Origin of the sequence: Cyclobacterium sp. 1_MG-2023, assembly GCF_030546805.1 — a bacterium.
Lineage (GTDB): Bacteria > Bacteroidota > Bacteroidia > Cytophagales > Cyclobacteriaceae > Cyclobacterium.
The window spans coordinates 213047-232398 of sequence record NZ_JAUOPC010000003.1; the positions used below are offsets into that span (position 1 = coordinate 213047).

Consider the following 19352-nt stretch of genomic DNA (forward strand, 5'->3'; position numbering starts at 1 on the left):
GTTACTGTTGGTTGAAGTCGTTTAAAAAATTAAGCTTTAGTAAATTTTCTAAATCTTTCTTATCCCTTAGGTGAAGGATAAGCGATTTGAAGTCAAGGGCATCTTTTTGCAAACTGTGAAAGCTTATATTATGAGTTCCTGCTACGTGAAATGGTGGCAAATAAGTCATGTTACAAAGGTTTGCTGTTTGCTTATAGGGGAGTAGGAATTCCTTTAAGGGATAGCCATGGTGACCTTTGTCACTATATGCATCAGGAGAGCCTCCCGTACTGATGGCATTGAATAAGTATTTTCCTTTGAGGTAGATGCCATTGTGTCCATACGCCCAATTGTATTCCAAGACCAAATCCATCCAGTGCTTCAAAAGAGGCGGAGCTGCATACCAATACAATGGATGCATCCAAATGATAATGTCAGCTCCGAAAAGGGTTTCTTGTTCACGCTGAACATCAATATTAAAATCCGGATAGCGTTCATAAAGATCGGTGATTTGAACATTTTCCAAATCACTAATGGAAGCCAAAAGGTTAGCGATTACTTTTGAATGCTCCAATTTGGGGTGGGCCATTAGGACCAGGATATTTTTCATCTTCTTTTAAATAAGAAAAAAACAACATTTTAGGCAACTGAAATAACAGTATTCAGTGAAAGTTTCTAAGCCAATCGACTGATTTTGATTGTAACCGAACTTTCAAGATTAGGATTGACATAAGGCTTGCTTAAATCAATTATTGCTGAGCCCATCTAAGACCCGATAATAGTCATTTTAGGCTGAAAGAAAGTCTTCAATAGCCAAAGCTAGTTATTTTTTCGCATAGATAGGAAAGCTTTACCAGTAAAGGAGGAGTATTTGCATTTAAATGAGCTGCTATTTTATTCATGCTTCAAATCTAGATTAAATGAATGAAGGATCAAATTGCCTCATAGATAGAAATGATTGTCTTCAAAAAGGCTTGTACTTTGGTTTTTTGAATGGTTCATCCTAGGGTTTTCTTGAGCCAGATTGAATCCTTAAGACTATAATAAATTGGATAGCCGCTAATCTAATGACACTTGGAAAAAAGGGCAATTAATAAAATGAATCGTAAAAATTAATTTGTCGGAGTTGGTTTTATTATACATTTACTATTTATAATGAAAATAATAATATTTTATGCCTTTAAACCTATCTTTTTAATTATAATTTTTACTCTTAATGGTTTGGAATTATAATAAAATTCACGCAAATTGGAGAAGAGTTAAGAAATAAGGTTTTGAGATAGCCAACTGTAACAATTAACCTTTGTTTGGGTTAATTCAATATTTTTCCAAAGCCTTAATGAATACTTTTAAACTAACTATTATTAATTCGTTCTGACATATCGGGGAATTTTTTAATTCCTGTTGTCTTGTTGTTTCACTTCTTTTTTACTGACTGATGATTTTTGAAGTTTTTCAAATATTAAAAGAGCAGATTAACCATTATTTTGAGGGGATAGGGCTGGAGAATTCAGATGTGGTGATAGACAATATCGCCATGGCAGAAGGTGCCACAGAGGCAGCAGATGCCATGAGAGACAAAATGGTTTTGACACTTGTGAATTTGCATGAGGAAGGTGCATTAAAAAACTTTCCTAACCAACGATTCAACGATGGCAAGGTGCAATACAAAAATAGGGTAATCAACCTACATCTTTTCCTACTTTTCTCTGCCAATAGAAATCTTTACAGTAACTCTTTAAGGGATCTATCTGCTGTGATTAAATTTTTTCAAGGAAAGAAAAGATTTAATCAATACAATACGGTATTCAATAGAGAGTTGGAAGCAATGGAAAATGTTGGAGATTTCGATTTCTCCTTAGAGCTATATACCCCCACTTTTGAAGAGATGAATTTCATATGGGGAACCTTGGGAGGGAAACAACTGCCATCAGTTTTATATCAACTTAATATACTTTCTTTAGAGCGAGATTTGATACATAGTGAAGGACCTTTGATAGAAAGTGTGCACTCTGAGCTCAAAAAGAAAAACTGATCATGATAGCTGCCCAATATAAAAAATTGTTTTTACTAAAAGTGTATCATGCCTACTACCTAAATAGTGGAGAGGTGGCCTTTGAGGATTTAGATGAAAATGATAGACAGACCAATCTAAGAAAATACAATTGGCAAGATTTCTTAAAGGTAACACCCACACAAGCCACCCTAAAAAACTTCAAGAGATTTCAATTACTATTAAGGAATACCAACGATGGGATAATTGTTTTTTCTCGGGTGATGGAAGAAAATGTTCAAGATAGCTTTATCAGTTTAGATCAGGATTTGGTATTGTCTTTTCTTATTTCATATAAGGATCCCTATTTTGAAAACTATACGGCCATTGGTCCCATGTCGAATGAGAAGATTTTATTGTCAAATTTTATTCCTGAGCATTTTCAGGAAGTGGATTTTGATTTAATGCCTATAGAAAGTGAGAACACTGTATTTTCAAATGCCTTTGTAGTTTCCCGTGAAAGTATTGATTCCTATTTTGCTGAGGGGGTTAATCCTAACGAAGGCAAACAGGCAAAAGGTCTCCTCTTGATAAATATGCAAGGAGAAAATGGGAACTTAAATGTTACGAATGTAAATGGTACCCTAAAAGTTAACCCAACAGTTTTCAAGATTAATTTTGATAATAGAAATACTTATTGGACCTATCACCAACAAGCGAATAACAGCAGTGTAACTACCAACTCTCTTAAACCACTGACTAAGAACGGTTTCGTTCAAATCCAATCGGATTCAGATTTTGATGAACCCAATGATGATTTGAGTGAATTACAATTTCCCAACCCAAGTGTTGAGCGTATCAGAATAGATGAAAACAATTATTATTCAGAAATTTATATTTAACAGGTTGAACCATGGCAGCAAATTATAGAACCCCAGGTGTATACATTGAGGAAATATCAAAATTTCCCCCATCCGTAGCCCAAGTAGAAACCGCAATTCCGGCTTTTATAGGTTACACAGAAAAAGCTAGAGAAAAGGAGGCTGACACAAGTGAGACATTGTACTTGGAGCCTAAACGCATTGTTTCATTGTTGGAATATGAGACATTTTTTGGTGGACCGGAGCCGGAGACAGGACTGAAGGTTCAGGTAACGGAAGAGGCCGGAGAGAAATCAATTTTGGTGGAGGCCCCTGAACCCGAGGACAAATCGCCTTTTCTAATGTATTATGCGATGCAGGCTTATTTTGCCAATGGTGGAGGCCCTTGTTACATAATTTCAGTGGGGATATATGATGATGCGGACCCGGTTACCCCTGTAACCATGGCAGCTTTAAATACAGGTTTACAGGAATTGGAAAAGGAAGATGAGCCAACTTTAATATTATTTCCTGACGCCACCTCGCTTCCTGAAGCTGCAGAATTTTATGCCATTTACAACAATGCAATGGCTTTGTGTAGGAAAATGAGAGATAGGTTTACTATCATCGATACTTACACCAATAATATGGAAACAGAGATTTCTTTGGAGTCAGGGGTGAGAGAATTAATAACTTCTGATATTGAAGAAAAGAAATATGGGGCTGTTTATTTCCCTTACTTAGAGACCATTTTAAATTACAGTTATGACCCGGAACAAACCGAGGTCTCACACCTTATTACAGACGCTTCTCCAGTTTCTGATATCTTAGAAGAGGTGGATGATATCTTGGTAGAAGCAGAGGGGATCATGACAGACTTACCTACAGAAGTATCCGGATTAACTGCTGCAGATTCCACCATTCAAGGAGGTACAGATGAAGAAGCAGTGACCAATAAAAGTACGGTTGTTGATCCATTGAATGCAATTGTGGAGGCATTGAATGAGTTTGTAGGCCTTATGGCTGAGATTGTAGAAGACACCAATAATGTAGCGGCTATGGCTCAAGAACAAGATGAAACCCTTGCCACTGCAGCTACTGAAGCAGCTGATGCCCTAAATGCCGAACTCGAAGAAGCCGGAGATGTTCCTGCCTTTATAGCCACTCTTCAAGGGCATCTGGAGATTTTAAATCAAGACATTGACGGAACTGCTGTAAAGCAGGCTTCAGGTGATGCAAATACAGCGCTTAACGGTACAGATGTTAGTGCATTGCTCCAATCAGTATTGGATTTAATAGATCCTGCAATATTGGACGCCATGTTAGATATTGAGGAGCTGGATATGGAATCAGATGGTGCACTCAATGGATTGGCCCTTAGTGAGGTTGAAGCCATAGACAGTGCTACTTACAATAAGATTAAGGCAGAAATAAATAAAGTTAAGGTGATCTTACCACCTTCCTCTCTAATTGCAGGAGTTTACGCCAAAGTGGATTCTAATATTGGGGTATGGAAAGCTCCGGCCAATATCTCTTTGAATTACGTGGTCAAGCCTTCAGTAAAAATCACAAATGATATGCAGGATAGGTTGAATGTAGACACCATTGCAGGAAAGTCAATAAATGCTATACGATCATTTACGGGGAAAGGAACCCTAGTTTGGGGAGCCAGAACACTCGCCGGAAATGATAATGAATGGCGTTTTGTTTCTGTGACAAGGTTTTTCAATATGGTGGAAGAGTCCGTAAAAAATGCTACCCAGCAATTCGTTTTTGATCCCAACGACGCCAATACTTGGGTCAAAGTTCGGGCCATGATTGAGAACTTTCTAATCCTCCAGTGGAGGGCCGGGGCATTGGCCGGTGCCAAGCCTGAGCAGGCCTTTTATGTCCGGGTTGGATTGGGTCAAACCATGACGGCTATGGATGTTTTAGAAGGAAAAATGATTGTAGAGATAGGCATGGCTGTTGTCCGTCCTGCAGAATTTATCATTTTGAAATTTTCACACAAAATGCAGGAATCCTGATTACTTGTTTTAACCCTTTAAATGTAAAAAATCATGAGTTATCCATTATCGAAGTTTCATTTCTCCGTTGATTGGGGAGGAACAATAATAGGTTTTACGGAAGTTTCTGGTCTTGATGTGGAAACGGAAGTCATTGAATACAGGCATGGCGCTAGCCCGGAATACAGTAAAATAAAGATGCCGGGACTTCAAAAATACAGCAATATAACACTGAAAAGTGGGACTTTTGCCGGGGATAATGAGTTTTATGAATGGTGGAATACGGTCAGCTTGAATCAGATAGAGCGCAGAGACATCACCATAAAATTACTAAACGAAGAGCATGAGCCCGTGGTGACATGGAAAGTAAAAAATGCCTGGCCTACCAAGATTCAATCCACCGATTTAAAAGCAGATGGAAATGAAGTAGCCATCCAAACCATGGAATTGGTGCATGAAGGTCTTAGCATACAAAATGAATAACGATGGCTGATACTTATCCCTATGTAAGCTTTCATTTTAAAGTCTCTATTGCGGGATTGGAGGACACAGAAGATACTTATTTTCAATCTGTCTCAGGCTTGGATGTGAGTATGGATACAGAGGAATATGCAGAAGGTGGAGAAAACAGGTTCAAGCACAAACTACCTGTAAAAACCAAATACTCCAATTTGATTTTAAAAAAAGGCCTGGCAGGTTCAACGGGGTTGACAGACTGGTTCAAAGAGTCCATGGAGAATTTTAATTTTGAGACCAAGACCATTACCATAGATTTGTTAAATGAGAAACATGAACCTTTAGTAACATGGAATGTGGTCAATGCCTTTCCCGTTAAATTGGCCATTGAACCTTTCAATTCCATGGAGAGCAAAATGGCCATAGAAAGCATGGAATTCTCTTACCAATACTTTACTAGAATCAACTAATGGCAATCAATATTAAAGAAATGCATATCAAATTCCATGTGGAAGAAGCAGGGAAGGCGAAAAAAGGTGCAGGTGTGGACAAAGAAAAAGTAGTGGCAGAATGTGTGGAACAAGTGATGGAAATCCTTAAATCTAAAAAAGAAAGGTAATTGTCATGAGTGAAGGGAAATTAGAAAAGCTTAAGTTGATCGCCTATAGCGATCCTGAATTCAGTGATAAAGTAGCCGATGGAGAGTTTACAACCTTGCTGAATCCTGAAAAATATGCTTATCAGTACAAAATTGAACAGAATGAGGATCAGGCCCCGGGAACCAGCGCTGCTCCCATCAAATTTAGTAAAAAGCTACCTGAGGAACTCGATTTAGAATTTCTATTTGATAGGACAGGAATAGTCAAAGGAAAAGAGAAAGCTGAAGATGGCATTATCGATGATATTGAACATTTCAAGAAGGTAGTTCTTGACTACAATGGAGAGGAACATAAGCCAAATTATGTGATGATATCCTGGGGTAGTCTTTTATTTAAAGGCAGCTTGCTGGAAATGACAGTTGAGTTCAAGCTTTTTAGACCCGATGGTACACCTTTGAGGGCGGTAGCCAAGGCTAAGTTTAAAGGTTTTGTTGAGGATGACCTTAGGGTAGCAAAAGAGAACCGAAGTTCTCCTGATTTAACACATTATAGAATTGTCAAAGCAGGCGATAATTTGCCCTTGATGACACAAAGGATTTATGGAGATCCAAAGTATTATTTAGAAGTGGCGAGAGTAAATAAACTGGTTAATTTCAGGAACCTTAGGCCTGGGCAGGCCATTTATTTCCCTCCCATTGAAAAGCAAGGTTCTGCATAAAATTATAAGATAAAGATGATAGATATCGGAAGTATAGTTTCCTTAACTGTTAATGTTTCCCAAAATGAATTGCCTGATACTGTTCAGGTAATGAATGTTTCAACTCAGCGAGAATTGAATAGGATTCCAATGGCCAAAATAGTGGTTTTAGATGGGGATCCGGCCAAAAGTGATTTTCCTATTAGTAACGAATCGACCTTGTTACCCGGCAATGAAATTGAGGTTTTAGCGGGTTATGATGGTGAAGTGGTAACCATTTTTAAAGGGATAATAATTAATCACAAAATAAAGATTAGAAGTCAAGGTGCTATTTTGGAAATTGACTGTAAGGATCAGGCATTTAAAATGGCCAAAAACCGCAAATCGGGTTATTTCTATGATTCAAAAGACAGTGACTTGATGGAGGAATTAATCACCAGAAATGGACTCGAAGCTGCTGTCGATTCTACCAATTATGCTCACCCTGAGATAATACAATACCAGTGTACCGATTGGGATTTTTTGGTGGCAAGAGCCCAAGCCAATGGTATGGTGGTAAACGTAGAAAATGGAAAAGTTCAAGTTGCTAAGCCTGATCCCGGCCAAAGTAGTGTCAGGTCTGTACAGTTTGGAGATAATATTCTTGAGTTTGATGCTGAAATGGATGGAAGGAACCAGGTTCCGGGAGTTTCATCTTTTGGTTGGAATCCTTCCGACCATGAAATGATAAAAATTGAAGCGACTAACCCTGCCTTTAATCTCAATGGCAACCTTAGTCCTGATGAGTTATCGGATTTGATGGGTCTCGATCCTGTGGATCTTAAAAATGGAGGTAAAATTGCTGATGCCCTTTTACAGGATTGGGCAGATAGCAAGTGGATGTTTCAGCAGCTTGCCAAAACAAGAGGGAGAGTAAAGATTCAAGGAAATTCTGAGCCTGTTCCGGGTCAGTGTTTATCCCTAAATGGGGTCGGTAACCGGTTTTCCGGAGATGCCTATGTTTCCGGAATTAGGCACCAGATTGCGGATGGAAATTGGACAATGGACGTGCAATTTGGGATGGACCCTGAATGGTTTACGGAGCAATTTTCTATACACACCCAACCTACTTCGGGGCTATTGGCAGCGGTAAAAGGTTTGCAAGTGGGGATAGTTTCTCAATTGGAAGGTGACCCTGATGGTGAAGACAGAATCATGGTAAAGTTTCCTGTGATCAATGAAGAAGAGCAGGGAGTGTGGTGCAGGTTGAGCTCTTTGGATGCAGGCAATGAAAGAGGTTTTGCTTTTCGACCTGAAATTGGTGATGAGGTAATTGTAGGCTTTATCAATGAAGACCCCAATCAAGGAGTGGTTCTTGGCATGTTGAACAGCAGCAGCCATCCCAGTCATTTGGAGCTTTCGGATGACAACCATCAAAAAGGATATGTTTCCAGGTCAGGAATGAAGGTGATGTTTGATGATGAGTTGAACAAAATGGAGATAGAGACTCCCGCAGGAAAAAAAATTGTGTTGGATGAGGATGGGGATGCCATTACCATTACGGATGATCATGGAAATTCCATTACCATGAATGGTGAGGGCATAGTGATGGAGAGTGGATCGGATATGACCATCAAGAGTACGGGTGACATTAATTTGGAAGGTGTCAACATAAATATTAAATCCCAAGCCGAATTAAAAGCTGAAGGCAGTGTAGCTGCCACACTTTCAAGTAGTGGTACCACTACCGTTAAAGGATCATTGATACAAATAAATTGAAAATAGTATGGGATTACCTGCAGCAAGAATTACAGATATGCATGTTTGCCCGATGGTAAACCCCGGAGGAGTCCCTCATGTGGGAGGACCTATATTACCACCGGGAGAACCCACCGTATTGATTGGTGGAATGCCTGCGGCAAGGGTAGGGGATATGGCTACTTGTTCCGGTCCACCGGATAGCATTGTAGCAGGTTCATCTACAGTTTTAATTGGTGGAATGCCAGCAGCCAGAATGGGAGATAGCACCAGCCATGGCGGGTCTATTGTGGCAGGATTGCCTACTGTACTTATAGGTTAAAAAGGATATGGTTATGGAAGATGATTTAGATTTTTTAGGGAAAGGTTGGAGTTTCCCACCAGTTTTTGAAAAAGATTCAGCCTCTGTGAAGATGAGTACAGGTCTGATAGATATACAGGAAAGCTTATGGATCCTATTGTCAACTCGCTTGGGTGAAAGAGTAATGCAGCCTAAGTATGGCTGCCAATTGGAAGAGTTGCAGTTTGAAAATTTAAACCGAACAACCATAACCTATATATCAGAGCTGATTCGGACGGCCATTTTATACCATGAACCAAGAATAGAAGTTGAAAAAATTGAAATCCTTGAAGAAGAATTGGTTTCAGGAAAGGTGTTGATCAAGTTAAACTATTTGGTTAGAAGTACCAATTCCAGAATGAATATGGTTTATCCTTATTACTTGAATGAAGGAACATCGATATAGTAAATATGCAGCCAGATAATCTGAACATATTAAAAGTCTTGTGGAGGAAAGGCACCTCGCAAGCAATGAGAATAAATCCTGCTTTGGATCCATCAACTTTAAAATTAATGGATCTGGAGTTAGGTGACTGGTTGCTCTTTGCCAATAATTTCGCTAGATATATTCCTTTTTTTCCGGCTGACACCTCAAAGGTCACCATAGACAATTGGCAACTGTTTTTCGATGATTTGCAATTGGAAGAAACCTTGCCTGAAAAAGGAAGTATTGCCTATAATAAGTTGATTGACTCGATTCATGAAAGACTTGAAGGTTTTGAAAAAGAGGGAATCTTAAAGCCCCAGTTAACCTTGCTGATAGCTTTTTTGAAGCTTTTAGAAAATTCCAATCACAGCCTGAATAATATAACGAAAAGGCACTTGGACTTTTATTATAAAAAAGTATTGCGATTCTCTAAATTACCTGCTGTGCCTGATGCAGCATTTCTTGTAATAGAAAGGGGTAAAGGTGCAAAGCCTATTTTGACCAAAAGCACAACATTCGATGGAGGTGTGGATGCCACCGGGAAAAAACGTACCTATAGCTTGGAATATGATTTTATTCCAAATCTTGCTCAAGTAATTCAGATAAAAAATAGATTCATTGACTCCGGCCGAAAAAAAATTAAAGTGAGTCAGGTTGCCGATTCTCTTGATGGAAGGGGGGAGGCATTTAAAGATGACAACCAAGGATGGTGGCCTTTTGGTCACCCCTTGGCTAATTCAAATTACCCTGAATTGCAGGATGCTTCATTTGGATTTGGAGTATCGGTCACCTCTTTGTGGTCTTCAGCTGACTCAGATAAGTATTTAAGTTTTTCATTTACTTTTAAAAAGAACCTGCCATTTTCCGGTACCGCTCATGATATCCACCAACTTTTCTCTGTTGAATATACTGGTGATAAAGGGTGGGTTGCACTTTCTCCAAGTGATCACCCGGAAAAAAGCAATTTTAAATCCAGTATATCAGGAAAGCAACTTACAATTGTCCTTTTTGTGGGTAAATCTCAACCTGCAATTGTGGATCAACAAGAGAAAATTCATGGTGATATTAAAGGTAAAGGAGCTCCATTGATATGGTTTGACATAACTTGCAATTCTACCAAAGCCTTTCAATGGATAAAAGGAATAGGAGAGACACCCATTCAAAACCTTACCATTCAAACCACCTATGGTAATATCAATACACCAATTATTGAGTCAGATTTAGGTGTCTTAAACCCCGAAAAACCTTTTCAACCCTTTGGAAGTATTCCTAAAAAAGGGAGCAGTTTCTACATCAAGTATTCCGAATGGGAAAAGAAAAACCCTAAAAAAGTTACTCTTAAAGGGAAATGGGCCAATACACCTGAAGACTTCAAAGACTGGTATTACGGATACAGAGACATGGGCAGCCAATACCTGAGTAAAGACAATTACTTTTCGCAACATTTTGTGGCCAAGGCAAGTTTAGCTCAACCCATTAAATCATTTTTATTGCAGCCCACAGGTTTTAGAGCTCCTTTATTAGACAATACAATTATAGTAAATCCGGATCCGAATAACCTTATTGTAAAAGGGAATAATCACTTTAAAGCAAGTCTTTCCTTAAAGGAAGATCAAGGATGGGAAACAAAGTTACCCGAAGAAGTTTTGTTTGAAACTGATAGTGAAGGTTTCAAAACCAGTTTTGATATTTTACCCGAAGGAGGAAACTCCCGATTGGAGCTTAGGGAAGGCATTAAGATAACCTTGCTGCAGTCTTTCCTCTCGGAAATGTATCCTAGAATTTATGCCTTGGCAATGTCTAGTGATCAACCTGAAACGCCGATTCCAAATGAACCGTATATCCCGTTATTGGAAAACCTTCAGGTGGAGTACGAGACAGAGGATCTTTTTAATTTAAGCAATTCCGATGAATTGGATTTACAATTTTTTGTAAGGGATGATTTTGGGTGGTATAAGGAAAGTAAAAGTACAAAAACAGCCTTGGCTCACACACCTGACAATGAGTTGTATGCCTTTCCTTTTCCCTCAACGGCAGGTGAAATGTTTATTGGCATTTCAGGCTTGGCTCCATTAGAGCAACTTTCTTTACTGATTCAGGTACTGGAAGGAAGTGAAAACCCCTCCCTAAATAACCCAGATGATAATGAAGGATTAAAGTGGTCCGTTCTAGCTGGCAATTATTGGCTGGAGCTAGAAAGGGAACATATTGTTTCTGATCAGACAGATAACTTGCTTAAATCAGGCATCATCACTTTTTCCTTACCGGAAGAAGCTTTTTCCTCCCACCAAAGAATGGACAATGCATTGATATGGATAAAGGTAAGTTCAACAAAAGCATATAATGCTACCAGTCGTGTACTAGGGATTTTTTCCCAAGCCATTGAAGTAGTTTTGGTTGACAATGACAATGATTTGAGTCATTTAAAGGAGGGACTGCCTGCCCAAAGCATTACCAAAATGATCGCGAGAAAGGCAGGAATTAAGGGGGTAACCCAACCTTTCAATTCCTTTGGAGGTAAGGCAACAGAAAAAGACAATGAATTTTATATCAGAGCGAGTGAAAGGCTGCGGCACAAAAACAGAGCTGTTTCACTTTGGGATATGGAGCACCTGGTATTGCAAGCCTTCCCTGAGGTATATAAAGTCAAGTGTCTCAACCATACTTGTCCAACCTCCTTTTTGTCTCCGGGTCATGTGATGGTTTTGGTTATCCCTGATACCTTGAACAAAAATGTATATGACATTTTTCAACCAACATTTAGCGCTGCCAAGTTAAATGAAATCACAAGCTTCTTAAAAGAGAAAGCTGCACCAAGGCTTGCAATTAAAGTGGTTAATCCACTGTATGAAGAGGTAAGAATTAGGCTTCAAGTAACCTTTAACCCGGGAGTAGATAAAGCATTCTTTATGAATGAGTTAGAGGAGGATATCATAAATTACCTTTCACCATGGACAAGTGGAGAAAAACTAGCTATAGATTTTAACAGTCATTTCAATAAAAGTAGCTTGGTATACTTTATTGAAAAATTGAGTTATGTGGATTTTATCCAAGAACCCAGAATATTTAGAAACAATGTAGAGATGGGCAATGATATTCTTCCAAGTAGTCCCAAACATGTATTGGTGGCTGCAAAATCTCATGATATTTCCGTTTATGCCCCCCTTAGTAATTGATAAATGATGGATCAAAACACATATCGTCCCATTTCAAAAGAAGTTCATTCACAAGATGACCAAGACTTTCATTTTCTAAAGGAAGAAGGAATTAAAGTTATTCAAAGATTGGGCAATAAACTTTGGACGGATTACAATACCCATGATCCTGGTATTACAATATTAGAAATTCTAGCCTATGCCATAACTGATCTGGGCTATAGGCTTTCCCTGCCTGTGGAAGACTTACTGTTGGGAGAGGAAAAGTCAAACTACCTTAAAAGGCATTTTCATATGGCCTCGGATGTATTGCCATGCAAGGCATTGACTGAGTTGGATTACAGGATGCTATTTATGGACATTGAGGGTGTCAAAAATAGTTGGGTTGAGCCTTATAAGAAAGAAGTTTTTATGGATTGCAAAAACGTAAAGATGGCTTATGAACCTGTTATTTGGCAGGGGATTCCGGATAAGGATAAAAAGTCATTTGAGTTAAAAGGACTCCATAAGATATTAGTAGATGCCTCTGATGAAATTTCATTTGATCAAATTAGAAAAAATGTGATGCGGGCTTATCATCAGAATAGAAATTTATGTGAAGACTTAGTGGAAGTAATTCCTGTTGAGGCGCATCCAATCCAGGTTTGCGCCATTATGGATTTGGCCCCTGATGCAAATGAAGAGTTAATTGCTGCAACAATTGAATGGAATATTGAACAATATTTTTCCCCCAATCTTCATTTTTACTCTTTTGAAAAAATGCTGGATAAAGGGTATTCTGCTGATGAAATTTTGGAGGGCCCCTATTTGAAACACGGCTATTTGGATCCACAAGAAATGCAGGCTGCCAAACTTAGAAATACAATTAGCCAATCTGATATTATCCAATTGATTATGGATATTGAAGGAGTGGAATCCATTAAGGATTTAAGTATTAACCATTGTGATGAATCCCTTTCCGGTAATGGCTGGGTAATAGAAATTCCGGAAGGTAGAAAACCTATTTTATGTGATAAAAGTAAGTTTAACTTTTACAAGGGGTTATTGCCACTTAATGTTAATCAGGAGGCTGTTTCAAATTACAAAAAAGTACTAGTTGACCAATTTAGAGAAGAACAATATGGGATCAAGGAGAAAGGTTTTGCCTTACCTGAACCTTATGATCACTCCCTTGAAGAATATACCAGTATAAGGAATGATTTTCCCGAAGTATATGGTGTAGGTCCACTTGGTATCCCTGAAAGTGCCAAAGGAATGGGACGCCAGGAAAAAGCCAACCAATTGAAGGCTTACTTGACCTTTTTTGATCAAATTTTGGTCAGTTATTTTAAGCATCTCGGTCAGGTTAAAAGCTTATTGTCTGTTTTTGAAACCCGAGAAAGGACTTATTTTACTGCTAGAATTGCAGATATTGGAGACCATCAGACATTTTTAGGAGAGTTTTATGATAGTGGCAACTTATATGAAGACTTGATGGCTCCCTTTGATGAGCGAAACAAAAGAAGTCAACAACTCAAAGATCATCTTTTGGCCCGTTTTGGTGAGAAATTTTCTGACTATGCATTTTTAATGAAAAAAATCTACGGCTCTGGAGTGGATGAACAGGTGTTGGAAACCAAGTCTTATTTCCTAAAAGAGTATGGCAATATTAGTGCTGAGCGGGCCACAGCCATGAATTATTTTAGGCAATCTGCAAAAAATTTATGGAATAGCTCCAACGTGTCAGGTTTTGAGAAAAGGGTTGCTTTATTGGTGGGGATAAAGAATTATTTCCGAAAAAACCTTTCCAAGTCTTTTGTGGAGATTTTCCCAACATCCAACTCAGAAGGTGAGGCGGGTTTTAAATGGAGAATTTATGACCTGAATAATAATATTATATTAAGCTCCAATAAATTCTACCAAGGAAGAACTGCTGCCCATAAGGATATTTACTTGGTGATTCAGCAAGTCAACGCCGTATCTCCCGAAATGATTAACACATCCCTTGATCAATTTGAAGATGTTCCGGAGGAAAATTTCCAATTCGCTTGTTTTCAGGTGAGTATTTCAGCTTCCGGTAGATTTTCATTCGGGATATCTGATCCGGATATAGTTAATCAAGATAGCCCGGATTTTATTATTGCAAGCCAACAGAAGTTCTTTACTTTTCAAAATTTCAAAAATGCACTGTTGAGCTTTAAATCTTTTATGGTTGAGCATATGGATGATGAGGGAATGTTTGTGGTTGAAAATATTTTGTTAAGGCCTGACTTTAATGAAGAAGATCTCAACAATCAGCATTTTCTTCCTTTTTGCAAAGATGATTGTGGACAAGGAAATTGTCTAGATCCCTATTCTTATAGAGTCACCATCGTACTACCGGGCAATTCCTTTAGGTTTGCTGATAGGGATTTTAGGGATTTTCTCGAAAATATTATCAGGGAAGAATTGCCTGCACACATTTTAGCCAAAATCTGCTGGATAGGAAGAGCCAATACAGGCGACTTAGAACAGGAAGACCAAATGAGTCCCTTCGAGCAAGCCTATAAAAATTTTCTCTCCGGCCTTACAGTTGGAGATTTCCAATACCACGAAGAATTTATAAAAATATTATCCGAATTGCATTCCATTTACCCTACAGGCACATTGTATAACTGTGAGGATGAAGATGAAAGTAATGCAATGAGGGATACAATAATTTTAGGAAGATCTAATTTAGGAACCATTTAATCCCGTAGGCCATGTCAAATAAACTAAGTTCCGTAACCTACCAATATAGAAATTATAAGGCTGATCAGGTGCTTACGCATACCCAGCTAAATGAGACCATTGCTTATTTTGAAGATCAAAATAGGCTGACGCGGGTGACACTGACTGGCGTGGGCATCATTCATGGTTTAACCATTTCCAAAGGGGTAGCTGAAACCGGGGATCAATTTATAGTCAGCCAAGGAGTGGGGATAACCACTGATGGCGATTTAATTGTCCTTCACAAACAACTTTCGGAAGAGCAACCCAAAGAAAATACAATTTCAATAGACGAACTTTCATTCACTCATTTTAGAGTGTTTACTGACGATAAAGCAAAGTACTCTCCTTATTTCTATGCAGATGAGGAGCAATTATCCATTTGGGAGTTTTGCAATGAGGACGATGTTGATGCACAGCCATTGTCAGAATTGGAAAACTGGGAGGACTTGAATGTTTTGGCCTATCTGGAAAGTTATCCAAAAGGAGAGGATATTTGCGGTGATATCAATTGTGATAACCAAGGAATTGAGCAAATTTCTAAATTGCGTTTTTTAATGCTAGAGGATGATAGCATTCAAAGACTGATAAACCAAGATGAGATCCTATCTAAGGATTTAGCAAATAAGGAACTCTACGGAGAATTGGCACCAATTCATTTGATGAAGGTGGTTCACAATGGTCAAAATTCAATAGATTTATCCCAAATTGATAAATTATATTGGGTCGCCTTAGAGAATGGTAACACATTAGAAGAATTGGGTAAAGGGCTTCAGGCAATTGAGGAAGGCTTTGGGTCAATCATAGAACAAGATGAAGATACAATAAACTTAATCGAAATATATAATGAAAGGATCGAAGCGCTTTTTAATAGTCCCTCAGAGGGTTATAGCTTCTTTCAATACCGGTATCAGTTGGTCAAAGACCTTGTGGCTACCTACAATGAGTTAGTAAAGGAAATAAAAGAATTCGATTTTTGGCCCAATCCAAAAATTACCCCATTTCCCAAGCATCTTCAATTAGGGAAATTGGATGGAACAGGTTTTCGCCATGATTTTTATAAATCTCCTGCATTGGGCAGTTTTGAACAGGGAAAAATAAAAATCAAATCCTTAATCAAAAAGGTGATAGCACTTTTAAGATCTTTTGAAATAAAAACAGATCAAGGCTTGAGGATTATTCCGAATGGTAAGCGAAAACACAATGCCATTTTCCCTTCGATCCCATTTTACTATGTCAACAATGAGGATTTAATTCGCAGTTGGGGATCAGCTTCTGAGCTCATTAGCTTTTATTATGGAATGGGAAACAACCCATTGCTACTAGAGTATGATGGTGTGGACAGCTATTTGATTGGAGGACATTTGGGCACAGAAGGGGAGAATACCTATCAAGCCATTGATTCGATGATAAGCCAGTTTGGATTGGAGTTCAAAGTCTATCATTTTGATCTATCTGTGAATCAGAAAGAGCTTAAAAAGCTTTTTAAGGATCACCCTTCTTGTTCTTCTACTGGAGGGGTTCCAAAAGCAGGTACTTATATATTGCTGAGTCAAGATAACAAAGTTTTTGCTGACCTTTCATTACCTTACCGTGTAGTGGACGAAAGCGGACTGATTGGAGCCAGCCACATCAAGGTTGCAAGTTGTAGTTATCCTTGGATTAGTTCTTTAAAATACCTCAACAATTTGTCTAGAAGTATAAAAGGATCTGTAAGGAGGTTTGGTATTCAGCCCAAAAGTTATCGTTTGGTTGTCAACAGCTACACCATCAATGAGAACCCCTTAATCACAGGGGCAGTAACCCTTGAAATTCCATTTGAACAAATATACAAAAGGAGAATGCATGCCATTACTGAAGCCTTGAATGAAAGGTTTCCTAAGGGAGTGGTGTTTGATTTTGATGAATCCTTAAAGCGGTTTATTATCACCCGTCCATTTGATGATGAATTCAGGGTGAGTTTTTCGGACAACACCTTAAGTATAAACTCTCCTTCCTATACCTATACTCAAGATGGCATGGTGAAATCGGATAGGACCTATAGGATTGATTCAATCCGTTGTGAAGAATTAAAAAAATATAGAGAAAGCACATACGTGCAATTGCAAAGCGAATTTGCTCCAGTAGAAAAAGATGATGATTATGGTGTCTACACCGGAAAATGGAAACAATGGTATGATTTGATTGATGATTTGATGACTGATCCTAGGTTTACCGGAGATAATAAACCAAGGATTCCACAAAGTATAGAAGATCTTCCCAATTCTGTTTCCAGAATTATTAATAGGGTGCAGGGAAGTCTGGAGGCTTCACAAATCCCTCACGATCTTTACCTAACTGGTGATTGGGTAAATGGAAGTTGGGCCAGCATTGAAATGATCAATGAATATAAAAATTCTACCAATACCAACGATACCATTTTTAGATTTTTAAACTTGAGGAGTAGCCTTCACAAAAAAGACCAAGCAACAAAAGCCTCACTTGTAGTGGTTTTAGCTAGAGAGATAGATAGGGGAAGAATGATCACAACCCTTAGTCCTTTCACTGAGTTAGTAGATGTTTATATAGAGGTTCCAGCTGTTAGAAACCAACCGCGTACCATTGATACCATTACCAAGCTCAAACTCTAAGGCATGAAAAAGGACCAATCATACAAATTCCGGATGATGATTGGTCCTTTATGGGCTTCTTTCCTATTCCACAAACTTTAATCTCTAATCTAGTAGTATAAGCGACTCAAAAGTGATGTAAACAACACGTAACGAACGCAAACTTCTAAACATTTTGACTTAATCGACTGCTTCCTATTCCATACTTATTGCCAGTAAAATTAACTTTGTCTTGCGACTTAGCGAGTAGAAATATAATAAATAAATTGAAATAAAAAAAATATATGAAGGAAATCGACGACCATTTTATTGAAAAAATTTCTGTCGATATTTATTCCAAATCAGTGGAGAATGCCAGGTCTATAGAAAAAAATATAGACACTTTTATTGAGGACTATATCATTCCCTCTGTTGCCAAATATCTTGATGAATTGGAAAAGGAGTTGCATTATGCTTCCATACAGATTCCTGAGATAAGTATCTCTTTGGAACTTATGGAAGAGGATTTTTCAGACCCTAATTTTGTTCAGCAAGCATTTATAAATCAATTTAAAAGAGCAATATCAAAAGCAATTTCAACAACAGCCATAAATGACTTTAATGGAAGAGAAAAGAAAGGTGCATTTGTTCCAAGTAATTGGGCTCAGGATTCTATTTCAAAAGATGGCAATAAATCAAGCTTGGCTTTAAATTCAGTTGAAAACACTTTGAAGTCGTGGGTCTATTTTTTGGAACATGGCAACCTTCCTTGGTGGTATTCTATAAGGCAAGCAAGAGAATATTTCACTTGGGAAAAAATTAGCACCTTATTAAGTAAATCTATAGATAGGGAAGGATTGCTTAAAAAATTTCAACAAAAATCATTTCTGAATAGGCTATTTAGTCAATATTCAAATGATGATATAAGTGAATTAATATGGATGATCATAGAGAATAGTGCTCTGATAGAAAAATATCAATATGATCAAATTATAGCACGACTAGGGAATAACCAAATGGTTGTTTTATTTAGGTTCATTATAGGTTTAAGCTTGAAAAAAGTAATGAATGTTAGAGAAGATATAATATTTCAAGTTTGCCATTCAGAAGTCAGTACCTCAGAAAGAAAAATAGTAGAGAAAATCTTCAGAGAAGTCATAAAATTTGATGATATTAAAGGAAGAAATAAAGTTTCTCCTTTAGTGTATGAATTTTTAGAAGGAAATAAGGGATTAGCCGATGAATTATCGATTATGAAAAAGGAAAGGGAGATTATTTCCGAGGATTCTTTAGAGACCTACTATATAAACAATGCAGGTCTTATTTTACTACATCCCTTTTTAAAGGCATTTTTTATGGATTGCCAATTGATGGATGAAAATGAAAAAATAGTTGATGCAGATTTGGCAGTTCACGCCTTGCATTTTCTATCTACTAAGGAGGAAAAAGCCTTTGATTTTGAATTTGTTTTCGAAAAATACCTGATTGGCTTAAGCCAAGGCACAACTATAGCAAGGGAGGTGGAAATCTCCAATGAAATAAAAGAAAAGACGGATAAACTCTTGGGAGCCTTGAAAGAAAACTGGACTAGGTTGGGCAATACAGGCTTGGATACAATTAGAAACGAGTTTATTAATAGAAACGGTAAATTGGTGATTGAAGCGCATTCCAATCACTTATTTGTGGATAGAAAAGCCCAAGATGTTTTATTGGACAGTATTCCCTGGAATATATCCTTGGTAAAACTCCCCTGGCAAAAAAGACATTTGTTTGTAAACTGGTAACAAA

General features: G+C 37.9%; 15 protein-coding genes. 14 read left to right on the forward strand and 1 reads right to left on the reverse strand.

Features of this window, described 5'->3' with window-relative positions:
* Position 1: 1 nt before the first annotated feature.
* The gene (locus Q4534_RS05545) at positions 2-589 is read right to left on the reverse strand and encodes an NAD(P)H-dependent oxidoreductase (RefSeq protein ID WP_303612175.1); all 588 of its coding nucleotides are present in this window, start codon (positions 587-589) and stop codon (positions 2-4) included.
* An 828-nt stretch (positions 590-1417) separates the two neighbouring features.
* On the opposite strand from Q4534_RS05545, the gene Q4534_RS05550 reads away from it, so the two are divergent.
* The 14 genes from Q4534_RS05550 to Q4534_RS05615 all read left to right on the forward strand — a co-directional run bounded on the left by Q4534_RS05550 (position 1418) and on the right by Q4534_RS05615 (position 19348).
* Entirely contained in the window at positions 1418-2014 is a 597-nt protein-coding gene (locus Q4534_RS05550; RefSeq protein ID WP_303612176.1) for a DUF4255 domain-containing protein, read from the forward strand.
* A 2-nt stretch (positions 2015-2016) separates the two neighbouring features.
* Positions 2017-2874 carry a hypothetical protein gene (locus Q4534_RS05555; protein ID WP_303612177.1) on the forward strand — a complete coding sequence of 286 codons (858 nt, stop codon included), beginning with the start codon at positions 2017-2019 and terminating at the stop codon, positions 2872-2874.
* Positions 2875-2885: 11 nt separating this feature from the next.
* Positions 2886-4859, forward strand: coding sequence for a phage tail sheath C-terminal domain-containing protein (locus Q4534_RS05560; RefSeq protein ID WP_303612178.1), 1974 nt, complete (start codon positions 2886-2888; stop codon positions 4857-4859).
* Between the two features lie 33 nt (positions 4860-4892).
* On the forward strand, positions 4893-5321 hold the full coding sequence (locus Q4534_RS05565; RefSeq protein ID WP_303612179.1) for a phage tail protein: 429 nt from the start codon (positions 4893-4895) through the stop codon (positions 5319-5321).
* Between the two features lie 2 nt (positions 5322-5323).
* Entirely contained in the window at positions 5324-5764 is a 441-nt protein-coding gene (locus tag Q4534_RS05570; protein WP_303612180.1) for a phage tail protein, read from the forward strand.
* Positions 5764-5913: a DUF5908 family protein gene (locus tag Q4534_RS05575; protein WP_303612181.1), complete on the forward strand. Its 150-nt coding sequence runs from the start codon at positions 5764-5766 to the stop codon at positions 5911-5913. The genes Q4534_RS05570 and Q4534_RS05575 overlap by 1 nt, the downstream gene beginning before the upstream one ends.
* Positions 5914-5918: 5 nt before the next feature.
* Positions 5919-6611, forward strand: a complete 693-nt coding sequence (locus Q4534_RS05580) for a LysM peptidoglycan-binding domain-containing protein (RefSeq protein ID WP_303612182.1) — start codon at positions 5919-5921, stop codon at positions 6609-6611.
* Positions 6612-6626: 15 nt separating this feature from the next.
* Positions 6627-8348 (forward strand): type VI secretion system tip protein VgrG, encoded by a 1722-nt coding sequence (gene vgrG / locus Q4534_RS05585; RefSeq protein ID WP_303612183.1) that lies wholly within the window; start codon positions 6627-6629, stop codon positions 8346-8348.
* Between the two features lie 7 nt (positions 8349-8355).
* On the forward strand, positions 8356-8649 hold the full coding sequence (locus tag Q4534_RS05590) for a PAAR domain-containing protein (RefSeq protein ID WP_303612184.1): 294 nt from the start codon (positions 8356-8358) through the stop codon (positions 8647-8649).
* Positions 8650-8662: 13 nt separating this feature from the next.
* Positions 8663-9073, forward strand: a complete 411-nt coding sequence (locus Q4534_RS05595; RefSeq protein WP_303612185.1) for a GPW/gp25 family protein — start codon at positions 8663-8665, stop codon at positions 9071-9073.
* Between the two features lie 65 nt (positions 9074-9138).
* Positions 9139-12270, forward strand: a complete 3132-nt coding sequence (locus Q4534_RS05600; protein WP_303612186.1) for a baseplate J/gp47 family protein — start codon at positions 9139-9141, stop codon at positions 12268-12270.
* A gap of 3 nt (positions 12271-12273) precedes the next feature.
* Positions 12274-14958, forward strand: a complete 2685-nt coding sequence (locus Q4534_RS05605) for a hypothetical protein (protein WP_303612187.1) — start codon at positions 12274-12276, stop codon at positions 14956-14958.
* A gap of 11 nt (positions 14959-14969) precedes the next feature.
* On the forward strand, positions 14970-17606 hold the full coding sequence (locus Q4534_RS05610) for a hypothetical protein (protein WP_303612188.1): 2637 nt from the start codon (positions 14970-14972) through the stop codon (positions 17604-17606).
* A 263-nt stretch (positions 17607-17869) separates the two neighbouring features.
* Positions 17870-19348, forward strand: coding sequence for a contractile injection system tape measure protein (locus Q4534_RS05615; protein ID WP_303612189.1), 1479 nt, complete (start codon positions 17870-17872; stop codon positions 19346-19348).
* The last annotated feature ends 4 nt before the right edge of the window (positions 19349-19352 follow it).